This is a genomic window from Pelomonas sp. Root1237 (assembly GCF_001425055.1).
Lineage (GTDB): Bacteria > Pseudomonadota > Gammaproteobacteria > Burkholderiales > Burkholderiaceae_C > Pelomonas.
The window spans coordinates 148,178-161,436 of record NZ_LMDK01000020.1 but is presented as its reverse complement, the minus strand read 5'-3'; the positions used below and the strand labels follow the sequence as shown (position 1 = coordinate 161,436).

12 protein-coding genes and 1 pseudogene are annotated in these 13,259 nt (G+C 68.8%); 5 read left to right on the top strand and 8 right to left on the bottom strand.

All coding sequences use genetic code 11. From position 1 onward, the window contains the following. Positions 1-100: 100 nt before the first annotated feature. Positions 101-1,807: a diguanylate cyclase gene (locus tag ASC91_RS25480; RefSeq protein ID WP_056203991.1), complete on the bottom strand. Its 1,707-nt coding sequence runs from the start codon at positions 1,805-1,807 to the stop codon at positions 101-103. A gap of 38 nt (positions 1,808-1,845) precedes the next feature. Between ASC91_RS25480 and ASC91_RS25475 the strand changes: the two genes are divergently transcribed. The 4 genes from ASC91_RS25475 to ASC91_RS25460 all read left to right on the top strand — a co-directional run bounded on the left by ASC91_RS25475 (position 1,846) and on the right by ASC91_RS25460 (position 6,342). Continuing rightward, positions 1,846-2,658, top strand: a complete 813-nt coding sequence (locus tag ASC91_RS25475; RefSeq protein WP_056204507.1) for a DUF429 domain-containing protein — start codon at positions 1,846-1,848, stop codon at positions 2,656-2,658. Between the two features lie 171 nt (positions 2,659-2,829). After that, positions 2,830-3,288 (top strand): cache domain-containing protein, encoded by a 459-nt coding sequence (locus tag ASC91_RS25470; RefSeq protein WP_056203988.1) that lies wholly within the window; start codon positions 2,830-2,832, stop codon positions 3,286-3,288. Positions 3,289-3,340: 52 nt separating this feature from the next. Then, positions 3,341-4,900, top strand: coding sequence for a methyl-accepting chemotaxis protein (locus ASC91_RS25465; protein WP_056203985.1), 1,560 nt, complete (start codon positions 3,341-3,343; stop codon positions 4,898-4,900). 146 nt (positions 4,901-5,046) lie between these two features. Then, positions 5,047-6,342, top strand: a complete 1,296-nt coding sequence (locus tag ASC91_RS25460; RefSeq protein WP_235532101.1) for a sensor histidine kinase KdpD — start codon at positions 5,047-5,049, stop codon at positions 6,340-6,342. 71 nt (positions 6,343-6,413) lie between these two features. Here the strand turns inward: ASC91_RS25460 and ASC91_RS25455 are convergent, their stop codons facing one another. From ASC91_RS25455 to ASC91_RS25435, 6 genes and pseudogenes are all read right to left on the bottom strand, one after another. Further along, complete coding sequence (locus ASC91_RS25455) at positions 6,414-7,835, bottom strand: amidohydrolase family protein (protein WP_056203978.1); 1,422 nt, start codon at positions 7,833-7,835, stop codon at positions 6,414-6,416. Positions 7,836-7,864: 29 nt separating this feature from the next. After that, the gene (locus ASC91_RS25450) at positions 7,865-8,698 is read right to left on the bottom strand and encodes a phosphodiesterase (protein WP_056203975.1); all 834 of its coding nucleotides are present in this window, start codon (positions 8,696-8,698) and stop codon (positions 7,865-7,867) included. Between the two features lie 90 nt (positions 8,699-8,788). Next, entirely contained in the window at positions 8,789-9,709 is a 921-nt protein-coding gene (gene rocF, locus ASC91_RS25445) for an arginase (protein WP_056203972.1), read from the bottom strand. Next, a complete protein-coding gene (locus ASC91_RS25440; RefSeq protein WP_056203968.1) occupies positions 9,706-10,581 on the bottom strand; it encodes an LOG family protein in 876 nt (291 codons plus the stop codon). The genes rocF and ASC91_RS25440 overlap by 4 nt, the downstream gene beginning before the upstream one ends. A gap of 47 nt (positions 10,582-10,628) precedes the next feature. Beyond that, a pseudogene (locus tag ASC91_RS30510) lies at positions 10,629-10,661 on the bottom strand (hypothetical protein). Then, positions 10,649-11,395 carry a HesA/MoeB/ThiF family protein gene (locus ASC91_RS25435; RefSeq protein WP_056203966.1) on the bottom strand — a complete coding sequence of 249 codons (747 nt, stop codon included), beginning with the start codon at positions 11,393-11,395 and terminating at the stop codon, positions 10,649-10,651. Before ASC91_RS25435 ends, ASC91_RS30510 begins: the two are co-directional and overlap by 13 nt. Before the next feature lie 56 nt (positions 11,396-11,451). On the opposite strand from ASC91_RS25435, the gene ASC91_RS25430 reads away from it, so the two are divergent. Further along, positions 11,452-12,618 (top strand): MFS transporter, encoded by a 1,167-nt coding sequence (locus tag ASC91_RS25430; RefSeq protein WP_056203961.1) that lies wholly within the window; start codon positions 11,452-11,454, stop codon positions 12,616-12,618. Positions 12,619-12,621: 3 nt separating this feature from the next. On the opposite strand, the gene ASC91_RS25425 is transcribed toward ASC91_RS25430, so the two are convergent. Continuing rightward, positions 12,622-13,239 carry a TetR/AcrR family transcriptional regulator gene (locus ASC91_RS25425; protein WP_056203959.1) on the bottom strand — a complete coding sequence of 206 codons (618 nt, stop codon included), beginning with the start codon at positions 13,237-13,239 and terminating at the stop codon, positions 12,622-12,624. Positions 13,240-13,259 lie beyond the last annotated feature (20 nt).

The window sequence follows — 13,259 nt, the reverse complement described above, 5'->3', positions numbered from 1 at the left end:
ATTGAGATGGGGAGACGCGGACGAATGGAGATGCTTGCGCGCAACCCGAAATTGCGTGATGAGCATGGCGGCTCTGCCGGAATCTAGTGCCGCCAGATCCTCAATCCACGTGCACCCGATTGCGCCCACCCCGCTTGGCCGCATACAGCGCCTGGTCCGCCCGCAGCAGCAGGCTGTCGCCCTGATGCTGCTGCGGCGCGCCGCCCGAGATGCCGACGCTGATGCGCACCAGCAGGCCCGGCGTGACGGCGGCCCAGTCGTGTTCGACGACGGCCAGGCGCAGTCGCTCGCAGATCTCGGCGGCCTGTTGGGGGGCGATACCCACCAGCACGGCTAAAAACTCTTCACCGCCGATGCGGGCCAGCAGGTCGGCGCTGCGCAGGCGATGGCGCAGCAGCTGGGCGAGCTGCTGCAGCACGGCGTCGCCGACGGCGTGGCCATGGGTGTCGTTGATGCGCTTGAAATGGTCGACGTCCAGCGCAGCGACGCTGATGACCTGGTTGGCCATGCGCGCACCCTCCACCAGCAGAGGCAGGGCGAACTCGGCGTGGCGGCGGTTGTGCAGGCCGGTCAGCACGTCCTCGTGGGCGGCGCGGTCCAGGGCCATGGCGTGCTCGCGCAGGCGCGCCTGCTCGGTCTCGAGATGCACGGCGCGGGCGCGTTCGCGGCGGGCGTCGGCGGTGGCGCTGTCGGCGCGGGCCTGGGCCTGCTCGACCTGGTCGCGGATCAGGATGACCTCGGTCTGCAGCACGAGGTTGTCGCGCGAGATCTGGCGGTCCAGGCCGACGAGTTCCTCCAGCCAGACCAGGGCCTCGCGGTATTGGCCGCAGGCCTTGTAGGTCTCGTACAGCGATCGGATCAGCAGGCGGCGCAGCTTCGGCGGCGGCTCCGCGGCGGCCTGCAGCAGCGCCTCCAGGATGCGCGCGGCCTGCAGGGGCTCGCCCTTCAGGCGCAGGAAGACGGCGCGCTGCGCGTCGGCTTCGACGGCCAGCGTGCGGTAGCCGTGGTCGTGGGCGAGATGGCCGAATTCGTTGAGCAGCGGCAGGGCGTCGTTCAACAGGCCGCCCGCGAGCAGCGCGTTGACCAAGTTGGACACGGCCACCGCCACCTGGAAGGGGCTGCCGGACTGGCGGGCCAGCACGGTGGCTTGATCCGCGGTGCGGCGGGCACTGGCTACGGCGTCGGCCAGGGCTGTGGCGTCGCCCAGGGTCCGGGCCTCCTCGACGCGGCGCAGCCAGAAATAGGCCAGGTTGTTGTGGCAGGAGAACAGCACCTCGGCACAGTCGGTGCGGGCGGCGATCTCCAGCGCCTGCCCGGCCGATGCACAGGCCTGGACGGGGTTGTCCAGGCTGGAATAGGCGACGCCGACGCGGTTCAGCGCCCAGGCTTCGCGCACCGGGTCGGCGGCGCGGCGTGCGGCGGCCAGCGCCTTCATGCCCGACTCCAGCGCCTCGCGGCCCATCAGCAGTTGGCCGTAGACATAGCACTGGCTGGTCAGTGCGTCGGCCAGCAAGCCGTCGTCGTCCAGGCGTTCGGCCAGGGCCAGCGCCTCCGTCGAGCAGCGCGCGCTCGCCGTCAGCTTGCCCAGGCGCGGATATTGGTGCGCCAGCAGGGCCAGGGTTTCGGCGCGCCGGCGCTGTTGGGCCGGCGGGCAGGTCAGCAGCAATTGCTCCAGCGCCTCGCTGGACGCCTCATAAGCCCCGGCTGCGGCGCGCAGGCGTGCGGCGGCAAAGGCCTCGTCGAATGCGGCGGCGTCAAAACCGCGGTCTTCGGCAGGCAGGGCGGGGAGGTCGAGGAGGGCTGACATGGAACCAGCCGATTCTGCCTAGGCCCAGAATGCCGGGCATGACGGACATCGCTGTTTTCGGGGTTGACTTCACGAGTGCGCCTCGGGCAGCCAAGCCAATCCGGGTCGCCGGCGGCCAGCGGCATGGCGCCGTCGTCCGCCTTGCTGGCCTGGTAGCGCTACACAGCCTGGACGAGTTTTCCAGCTGGCTGGTCCGGCCGGGGCCCTGGGTGGCCGGTTTCGACCTGCCTTTCGGTCTGCCGCGTGAACTCGTCGAGCACCTCGGCTGGCCGACCGACTATGCCGCGCTGATGGCCCATTACGCCGCCTTGAGCAGAGTCGACATCCGAGACCGCTTTGCCGCCTTCTGCGACGCGCGCCCGGCCGGCGCCAAGTTCGCCCACCGCGCCTGCGACGGCCCGGCCGGCGCCAGCCCCAGCATGAAATGGGTCAACCCGCCGGTGGCCTGGATGCTGCATGCCGGCGTGCCGCGGCTGATTGCGGCGGGCGTGCATCTGCCGGGTCATCTGGCGGGCGACCCGACCCGCGTGGCGCTGGAGGCCTACCCGGGGCTGCTGGCGCGCGAGCTGATCGGCCGGCGCTCCTACAAGAGCGACACCAAGGCCGCGCAGACGCCGGAACGGCTGATCGCGCGCAAGGACATCGTCGAGGGCCTGGAACAGGGCCGCACGCGGCTGGGCCTGCGCTTGAAGCTGAGCCATGCACAGCGCGACGACCTGGTTGCCGATGCGAGCGGCGACAGCCTGGACGCGGTGCTGGCGATGCTGCAGGCGGCCTGGGCGGCCGAGCAGCCGGACCATGGCTGGCCGCAGGGCGCGGACCCGATCGAGGGGTGGATCGTCAGCGCGTGAAATCGCTTGCCGCCGCGCCGCCGACCGTTGTGCAGAAGATAACTGGACGACTCGACGGTTGTTCGACTTTTCGGCTATCGCACTGGCTTGATGGTGCTTAAGATCGAATCGAGCCTGCCGATCTGCAAGCTCGCGAGTCGAACCTCTTGATGTTTTTGGAAGGACCATCCAATGAACCTCTTACGTCGCTTGATCTTGATCGGCGCTTGCAGCGCCGCCATGGGTGCCGCGTCGGCCGCCGACCCCGCGCGCGGGACGAAGGACGAAGCCAAGGCCTTGGCCGAGGCGGCCGCCGCGCATGTGAACAAGGTGGGTAGCGAGCAGGCGTTCAAGGACTTCGCCGACGCCAAATGGCATCCGAAGGACATGTACGTGTTCGCGCAGAGCATGGACGGCGTGATGATCTATCACGGCGCCAACGAGAAGCTCGTCGGCAAGAACTTCAACGACGTGAAGGACTCCACCGGCAAGGAGTTCAACAAGGAAATGATCGCCGCCGCCAGGAAGGGCGCCGGTTGGGTCGACTACCAATGGGTGCACCCGGCCACGAAGAAGATCGAGGACAAGACCAGCTACGTCGTTCGCATCAACAAGCCGGAGGGCTTCGTTGGCGTCGGCATCTATCGCTGAGAAGCGATAGCGGCGTGGATCGGCCGGATCGAGGGTCTCACCGGGAGCCATCGTGTTCAAGAACCTGAATGATTTGCCCGTGGCCGCGAAGGTCGCATTGGCACCAGTGCTTGTGGTGGTGTGCCTGCTCGTTTCCTCGGGTTCGGCTTACCTGACCAACGTGCGAACGGCCCATGCAGTCGAGTTGATCGCCAGCCAGGGCCTGCCAAGCGTCGCGGAGACCAGTGCCTTCAGCGAGCGGGCGATGCTGGCTTACGGGCTGATCATGCAAAGCCTGGCCTATGAGGGTGCGGGCATGAAGGCAGAGGTCATCTCGCGCCTTGATGCGCAGATCCCTGAGGTCTTCCGAGGCATGCACGCCGACATCGCGCGCATGAGGGCTGCAGCCGCTCAGCGGCCGCAGCTGGCGGAGCGCTTCGATGCCATCGAGGCTGCCCTCGCGAAGCTGGAGAAGGCCACCGCCGGCGCGCTGGACATGAAGAGTGGCGGCCTGGCGGCTTCGGCGATGTTCATGACGGGTGCAGAAGGGGCCTTCGCAGAACTGAAGAAGCAGGCCGCCGTATTGACGGAAGAGCAGCTGACTTCCGGCCGGGCGCAGGCGGCGGCGGCGACGGATGCCGTCGCCTTCGGCAACCGCCTGACCATCGGGCTGGCCGCGGCCGCATTGCTGCTGTCGGCCGTCGTGATCTGGGTGTGCGTCAACGTCATCACCGGCCCATTGCGCCGGGCATTGGATATCGCGCGGGACGTGGCGGGCGGCAACCTGCGGCGGCATGAGATCCAGGCCGGGCGCGATGAGACGGGGCAGGTTCTCCGTGCACTCGATCAGGTGTCGCTGCAGTTGAGCCAGACCATCAACAACATCCGTGAAGCGGCCGACCAGATTGATACGGCGTCTGGCGAGATCGCGCAGGGCAACCAGGACCTGTCCATGCGCACCGAGCAGACCGCCGCGGCCTTGCAGCAGACGGCAGCCACCATGGCGCAGCTGGCCGAGGCCATCCGCACGAATGCTGCGACGGCGCAAGAGGCCACGCGCATTGCATCCGATGCCTGGGCCTTCGCGCGCGAAGGAGGCACGGCCGTGGACGCCGTGGTCCAGACGATGCAGGGTATCAACGACCAGGCCAAGCGGATCAGCGAAATCATCGGCGTCATCGATGGCATCGCATTCCAGACGAACATCCTGGCGCTCAATGCAGCGGTGGAAGCCGCGCGCGCCGGCGAGCAGGGCCGCGGCTTCGCGGTGGTGGCTCAGGAGGTGCGTGCGCTGGCCGGGCGGAGCGGCGTGGCCGCCAAGGAGATCCGCACCCTCATCGGCGACTCGGTGAACCGGATCAGCGATGGCTCGCACAAGGTGCAGCATGCCGGCCAGACCATGCAAAAGATCGTCGCCTCGATCGAGCAGGTGTCCACCATGGTGACCGAGATGTCTTCCGCCAACGCCGAGCAGGCTTCCGGCTTCGAGCAGGTGAACGTGGCGGTCGGCCGCATGGACCAGGCGACACAACAGAACGCCGCGCTCGTGGAGCAGGCTGCGGCGGCTGCGGAGTCGTTGAAGCAGCAATCCAGGGAACTGATGCGGACCATCCAGGTTTTCACGATCACGTGAGGTGACGGGAGGTCACGACTTGGCCTGCGGCGCCTGACCTGTTACTCGGGCCTGCCGCGACGCGAACCGGGTTCGTCACTCAGAATGCGACTTGCCCCGTCGGGCAAACAGAGGACGCCTCGATGCAATCCTTGGAACATGCAGCATTGGGCACCCACCTGAAGCGTCGGCGCGGCGCTATTCTGCAGGCATGGCGGATGGCGGTGACGTCTGACCCGGCACTGACCAGTGGGGCCGCGCTGCCTCGGGCCCAGCTCCACGACCACATTCCAGCGCTGTTGGTCAACTTTGAGCGCAAGCTGGCCGGCGGCGAGATGGCGGCGGACGTGGACGATGACGAGCGCCATCAGGGCGACGCCGCAGCCCACGGCTTGCACCGTTGGCAGCAAGGCTTCGACCTTGGCGAGGTGACGCGCGAACTCGGGCGCTTGAACGAGTGTGTCGTGGTGGAGCTGGAGGACTACGCGGCCGCCAATTCCGGGCTCCACCTCGCGGTGATGGCCGAGGCGCGCAGGATCTGGGCGCAGCAATGCGGTGACGCCATCAGCGCCAGCGTGTCGCAATATTTCCAGCTGCAGCAGATCGAGGCGAGCAGCCATATCCGCGATCTCGAACAGGCCCTGCAGTCCTTGCGCGAGCTGGAGCAGGAGCGCGCCAGCCTGTGGCAGCAGGCGGCGCATGACCTGCGCGGCAGCCTCGGCGTCGTGGCCACCGTCACCGCGGGCCTCGCGTCGCCAAAGGCGTCCGAGCCGATGCGCGGCGGCTTTTTGCGCCTGCTTGACCGCAATGTCGGCTCGCTCAGCCATCTGCTGAACGACGTGACCAGCCTCGCCCGCTTGCAGGGCGGCCTCGAACACCGCAACCTGGAACTCGTCGATGCCGCCGCGGTGCTCGGCGCGTTGTGCGAAGACCTGCAGCCGCATGCACAGGAGCGCGGGCTCTACCTGAAGTTCAACGGGGTCGCCGCCTTGCCCGTGGAGGGCGACGCGGTCAAGACCCGGCGCATCGCCCAGAACCTCGTGATCAACGCGATCAAGTACACACGCAGTGGCGGCGTCACGGTCAGTTGCGGAGACTGTGCGTCTGGCGACATGGAACGCTGGTTTCTCGAGGTCAGCGATACCGGGCCGGGCTTTCACGCCGGGCCCGGCTCGCAGTTGGCGGGCGCGCTGGAGGAAGCGACCGACCAGGCCAAGCAGGTCGTGGCCGACCACGCCACGGGCGCGATCACGCATGTCAGCGTGGACCTGGCTGACGTGCATCCCTCGCCGGAAGACGCGCGGCCGGTCCAGCAGCAGCCGGGCGAAGGCATCGGGCTGTCGATCGTCAAGCGCTTGTGCGATCTTCTGGATGCGACCACCGAGCTGCAATCCCAGGGCGGTGTCGGCACGACCTTCCGCATCCTGCTGCCCAGGCGGTACGACGAAGGCTCGGCAAAGTAGCCCGCCCGCACCGGCATCGGCGTGCCGGTCGCGAGTGCAGAGTCCCAGCGCCGGTGCGAGCGCGAAAGCCCTCATCGCAAGCCGACCTGCCCCTTCCATGCATTCAGGATCTTGGCCCGGTCCCACGCCCGCCCGGCCTTCATCGTCCACGCCACTTCAGGTAAAGCTGGCTTGGCCGCATCCAGCGGCGCGGCGAAGGCAATGAGGTCGGCGCGCAGGCCAGGGGCCACGCGGCCGACATCGGCCGTGCGGCCCAGATAGGTCGCGCCGTTGGATGTCATGACCTTGACCGCCGTCGCGGCGTCGAAGCCGGCTTCGCGCAGCAGCTCGAACTGCCGCAATGACGACCAGCCCGGGATGACGCCGCCATAGCCCGTCGGATCGGTGCCGGCGACGAGCAGGCCGCCAGCGTCGTGGAAGCGCTTCTCCCAAATCATGTTCTTCGCAAGGATGCGCCCATGCGGGTTGGGGCCACCGCGCTGGACGGCCGTGTAGCGGCCCACGTACTGCTCGCGCAGCTGCGGCATCAGCAGGTCCAGCGCCGCGGCCGAGGCCATCGGGCGGCCATACGAGAAGGTCTCGAAGATGGTCAGCGTCGAGGTGAGGGCCACCTTGCGTTCGATCATCTGGCGCTGCAGGGCGGCCATGCGCGGGTCGTCGACGGCCAGCGCGTCGAGGGACTTCGGCACCGCGTCGCCGCTCGGGCAGGCGTCGGCCTGCTTGCCTTCGACGAAATCGCTGGCCGCGAAGAAGCCATGCTCCAGGTTGTCGATGCCCATGGCCGTGGCTTCAGCGTAGGTCACCGCACACAGGTGGGCCGTGACCTTGGCCTTGCGTTCATGCGCGGCCTTGACGATCGCGTCGAGCTGCTCGCGCGTCAGGTGCATATAGCCCTTGTACGAGGTCGCGCCGACATCGGCCCAGTAGCCCACCTGGCGCACTGCATCCTCGGCATTGACCAGGCGCGGCACCTGGGCGACGAAGGCCTGGATGCCGTTCAAGAAAGGTGCGGTCACGTCAAGGTCGGGTCCGGGCGCCTTACCGTCGCGGATGTCCTTCCAGGTGTTGAGGTCGGCATAGGGGCTCATGCTGCCGGCCGTACGCATCGTCGTCACGCCGCCAGCGAGATACAGCAGTGGGAAGCTCTGGAAGAAGGCACCGTAGCTGCCGCGCTCGGTCGGGTAGAAGAGGTGTTCGTGCAGCAGCACGAAGCCGGGCATCAGCGCGCCGCCGGCCAGGTCCTTCACCAGCGCGCCGGCCGGGGTCTTGAGCTCAGCATCGGGCCTCACGTCGGCGATGCGGCCGTCGCGAATGAGCACGCTCATGTGCTCGCGCGGTGCCCCGCCCGTGCCGTCGAACAGCTGGGCATTTCGCAGCAGGGTGACGGGCGCGTTGAAGAGGGTGTAGCGCTCGGTGTCGCCCGGCACTGGCGGCGCTTGCGCGAAGGCCTGCAGGGCGAGTGAAAGCGCGAGCAGGGTGAGTGGCCTTTTCATGCGCCGCATCCTCGCATGCGCGGGCGGTCTCACAGGTCGGCGATGCGCTCGTGGTCCCCTGCCAGCGCAAGATGGCTGACCAGAGGCAGGCCCGGCCCCCAGGCGTGGATGAGCCAGCCGGCGGGCTCCAGCGCCAGGGCCAGCGGTGCGTCGGGCGCGAGGTCCAGTGCGACCTGGTGGGCGGTGGAAGGCGCGCTGATGACCGCGGCATGGGCGATGCGGCCCAAGGTCATGCGGTGCAGATGGCCGCAGACGACGCGCTGCACCTGCGGGTGGGCAGCGACCAGTGCCTCGAAGCTGGCGAGGCCCGCTTGCAGCGACATCGCGTCCATGGCCGCGAGGCCGGTGGCGTGCGGCGGGTGGTGCAGGGCGACCAGCGTGGGCATGTCGGGCCGCTCGGCCAGCAGGGCCTGGGCCTGCGCCAGGCGCGCATCGTCGAAACCGCCTTCGGGCCGGCCGGGCATCAGGCTGTCGAGCACGACGAGTCGCAGCGGGCCGGGCAGGTCCAGCGCGTACTGGATGGCCGTCGCGCCGGGTTCGCCGCGGTGCACGCGGGCCAGGCCCGCGAAAGCCTCCTGCAGCGGGCCGCGTGCATCGTGGTTGCCGGGCAGCAGCGCGAGCGGCAGGCCCGCATCGACCAGCGGCATCAGCAGCTCGCGCAGCTGCGCGTACTCGGCCGGGTGGCCGGCATCGACAAGGTCGCCGCTGACCAGCACGGCCACCGGGCGCGGGCGGATCTGCAGCACACGTTCAACCGCGTGGCGCAGCGCCGCGGCGGTGTCGACGCGGCCGGAGATCAGCCGGCCCGGATGAGTGATGTGCGGGTCGCTGAGCTGGACCAGCAGATAGGGCGTGGCGTCCATACTTGTCAGCGCCGCTCGGCCGTCCGAAGGCGTTGACACACCCCCTCGGGGGGCAGAGAGCGAAGCGAGCGTGGGGGCTTCATCTCGCGCCTACTTGCGCATCAGCGTGCTCTTGCCGAACAGGCTTTCGATCAGGTCCACCGCCACCAGCGCCGTCTTGTTCTTCTCGTCCAGCGCCGGATTGAGCTCGACGAGGTCCAGCGAAGCCATGCGGCCGGTGTCGGCGATCATCTCCATGCACAGATGCGCCTCGCGGTAGGTCGGGCCACCGCCGACCGTTGTGCCGACGCCGGGCGCCATGACGGGGTCGAGGAAGTCGACGTCGAAGCTGACGTGCAGATGGGTGTTGTCGTCCAGCGTGGCCAGGGCCAGCTCCATGGTGTGGCGCATGCCCATCTCGTCGATGAAGCGCATGTCGAACACTTCCAGGTCGTGTTCGTGCACGAAGGCGCGCTCGCCCTCGTCGACGCTGCGGATGCCGATCTGGCGGATCCATTTCGGTGAGATGGCCGGCACATGGCCACCGATCTCGACCAGCTCCTTGGGGCCGAAGCCGCACAGGCAAGCCACGGGCATGCCGTGGATGTTGCCGCTGGGCGTGAGCTCGCTGGTGTTGAAGTCGGCGTGCGCGTCCAGCCAGAGCACGCGCAGCTTCTTGCCGGTGTCGCGGCAGTGGCGGGCCACGGCGCTGATGGAACCCAGGCCCAGGCAGTGGTCACCGCCCAGCATGATGGGCAGGCGGCCGGTCTTGAGTTCGGCGTAGATGGCGTCGTGGGTGGCCTGGTTCCAGGCGACGACTTCCTGCAGATGGCGGTAGCCGTTGGTTGGCGGCAGCCAGGGGTTGGACGGGCCGGCCAGGTTGCCGCGGTCGATGACGTCCACGCCGCGGGCGCGCAGCGCCTCGGCCAGGCCGGCCACGCGCATGGCCTCGGGGCCCATGCTCGCGCCGCGGGCGCCGGCGCCGATGTCGGTCGGCACACCGATGAGGGAGACGTTTCTGAGTTTGGTCATGGCGTTGCGGGGCTGGCGAGTTCAGGAGCGGATTCGAGGATGGCCCAGGCTTCCTCGGCCGTCTCGACGTAGTGAAAGAGCTGTGCGTCGACGGGATTGATCATGCCGGTCTCGATCAGCAGCTCGATGTTGATCAGCTTGGTCCAGAACTCTCGCCCAAACAGCAGGATGGGACGCGGCCGGCTCTTCTTGGTCTGGATCAGCGTCAGCGTCTCGAAGAGTTCATCCAGTGTGCCGAAGCCGCCGGGGAAGCACACCAGGGCGACGGCGCGCATCAGGAAGTGCATCTTGCGCAGGCCGAAGTAATGGAAGCGAAAGCACAGCTCCGGCGTGATGTAGGGGTTGGGGTACTGCTCGTGCGGCAGCACGATGTTCAGCCCGACGCTCTTGCCGCCGACGTCGTAGGCGCCGCGGTTGCCGGCCTCCATGATGCCGGGGCCGCCGCCGGTAGCGACGACGACATGATTGCCGCGCTCGGTACAAGCGGCGGTGGCGATCTGCGCGAAGCGGCGCGCTTCCTCGTAATAGCGGCTCATCGCCAGATGGCGGCGCGCTCGTGCCGCGCCGGCTTCGTCGCCGCGGTCCTCGGCCACGGTCAGCAGGGCCTGGGCGGCCTCTGCCGACAGGATGCGGGCGCTGCCGAAGATGACGATGGTGGACTTGACGCCCTGCTCGTTTTGCATCAGCTCGGGCTTCATCAGCTCCAGCTGCATGCGCACGGCGCGCATGTCCTGGCGCAGCAGGAAGGTCTCGTCCTTGAAGGCCAGGTTGTAGGCGGCGCCCGGGCCGTCGTAGTCGGGGTGAGGGGGCAGGTCGCGGCACTCTTCCTTGGCGGTCGGGAAGTTGCGCGTCGGGACGTCGGTGGGCTTCATGGGGAAAAAGGATTGTGGGCAGGTCGGGACGGAATTTTCCGCCCCATTCAGAGGCGTTCGCGGGATTTCATCCGCCGCAGACGGAGCATTCGGGGTCGCGCTGCATGGCGATCTCGCTCCACTGCATGCGCCGGCCGTCCAGCATCAGCAGCCTCCCGGCCAAAGGCTCGCCCACGCCGGCCAGCAGCTTCAGCGCCTCGGCGGCCTGCATGGCGCCGATGATGCCCACCAGCGGTGCGAACACGCCCATGGTTGAGCAGGCCACGTCCTCGAAGCCGGATTCGGGCGGGAACAGGCAGGCATAGCAGGGCTGCTCTCGCGAGCGGCTGTCATAGACGCTGATCTGGCCGTCGAAACCGATGGCCGCACCCGAGACCAGCGGCTTGCCGTGGCGCACGCAGGCGGCGTTGACGAGGTGGCGGGTGGCGAAGTTGTCGGTGCAGTCGAGGACGACGTCTACGCGCGGGACTTCGGCATCGAGCAGGGCTGCGTCCGCCTTCCTCGCGAGAGCGCGCACCTGCACGCCGGGGTTCAGCGCCGCCATGCGGGCGGCGGCCGAGTCGACCTTGGGTTTGTCCAGGCTGCTCATGTCGTGGGCGATCTGGCGCTGCAGATTCGTCAACGACACGGTGTCATGGTCGACCAGCGTGATGCGGCCGACACCGGCCGAAGCCAGATAGAGGGCCACCGGTGAGCCCAGGCCGCCGGCGCCGATGACCAGGGCGCTGGCGTCAAGCAAGCGCTGCTGGCCCTCGATGCCGATCTCGTCGAGCAGCAGATGGCGGGAATAGCGCAACAGGTCGTCGTCGTTCATGGTGTCAGGATAGCCCTGGCAGCGCAGGATTTGCCGGCCCTCGCGACACTGGCGGGATGAAGTCCGCGCCCCATGTCGCCCCGCTCAGCCCCGCGCTGACGCTGCTGCTTGCCACCGCCACCGGCCTGGCCGTTGCCTCCCTCTACTACGTGCAGCCGCTGCTGGGCCTGCTGTCCGAGCAGTTCGGCGTCGGCAGCGCGGCCATCGGCCTGCTGCCCACGTTGACCCAGCTCGGCTATGCGGCGGCCATTCTGCTGCTGTCGCCGCTGGGCGATCGTTTCGACCGGCGCCGCATCATTGCGGTCAAGTCCGTCGCTCTGGTTGCCGCCCTGGCTTGCGCTGCGCTTGCGCCGGGCTTTGCAGCCTTGTGCATCGCCAGCGTGGCCATCGGCCTGACGGCAACGCTGGCCCAGGACATCGTGCCGGCCGTGGCCACGCTGGCGCCCGAGGCCGAGCGCGGCAAGCGCGTGGGCCAGGTCATGACGGGCCTGCTGCTGGGCATCCTGCTGTCGCGCGTGGCCAGCGGCTCGCTGGCGGCGGTGGCCGGCTGGCGCGCCGTCTACGCGGTGGCGGCGCTGGCCGTGGCGGCGTTGATCCCGCTGCTGTGGCGCGGCCTGCCGCACTTCGTGCCGGCGACGTCGGCGGGCTATGGCTCGCTGCTGCTGTCGATGGCGGGGCTGTGGGCCCGGCATGCCCCGTTGCGCCGGGCTGCGCTGGCCCAGGGCCTGCTGAGCGTGGCCTTCAGTGCCTTCTGGTCGACGCTGGCCCTGGTGCTGGCGGGGCCGGATTTCGGCCAGGGCAGCGCGGTGGCCGGGGCGTTCGGCCTGGCCGGTGCAGCGGGCGCGCTGGCAGCACCGCTGGCCGGTGGCGTGGCGGACAAGCGCGGCCCGCAGGCCGTCATCCGCGTCGGCGCGCTGCTGGTGTTCATCGCCTTCACCGTGCAGGCGCTGGCACCCGCCTCGCTGTGGCTGCTGGTGGGCGTGGCCGTGGTGTTTGACCTGGGCGTGCAGGCCGCGCTGGTGTCGCACCAGAGCGTGGTCTACAGCCTGGACCCGGCTTCACGCAGCCGGCTGAATGCCGTGCTCGTCAGCACGATGTTCGTCGGCATGGCCAGCGGCGCGGCGTTGGGCTCGGCCCTGCTGGCATCGTTGGGCTGGCGGGCAGTACCGGCCCTCGGCGCGGTGGCGGCCCTGGGCGCCTTGGCCGTGACCCGGCGGCGATGAGCGTCAGCCGAGCGCATCTTGCGCCGACGCCACTCCGTTGAAGAGCGTCTCGACCAGTTGCTCCGCCAGTTGCAGCGACAACGGCCGGTGGCCGACGAGCAGCCGGAAGAATAGCGGCCCGTAGATCATGTCGAGTGCCACGTCGATATCGATGCCGGATTGAATCTCGTGCAGCGACATGCCGCGCTCGATGAGCTGGCGGCCGGCCTCGCGGCTCTTCAGGATCACCTGGTTGCGAAAGGCCTTGGCCAGTTCGCTGTCGGGGTCGGCGGAGGCCATGGTCAGCGTGATCTGGCGACCGCGCGGCGTGGCGAAGGTGGCGATGACGCCACGCAGATGCGCCCGCAGGCCGGCCTGCACGGAGTTCGCCCGTGAGGCCGGTTCATCCGAGGCCGGGTGCGCCATGAAGGCGGCCATCGCGAGGTCCTGGGCATTGGTCCAGGTTCTGTAGATCGTTGGCTTGCTGACGCCCGATTCGGCCGCCACGCGCTCGATCGTCAGCCGACCCAGGCCCTCCTCGATCAGGATGCGGTAGGCGGTCGCCAGCGCGAGGCGGCGCGCCTCCTCGCTGGGCGGGCGGCCGGGCTTGCGCGGCGGTGTCGGATCGGTTGCTTGACTCATTACGTGACGTATCGTAATCT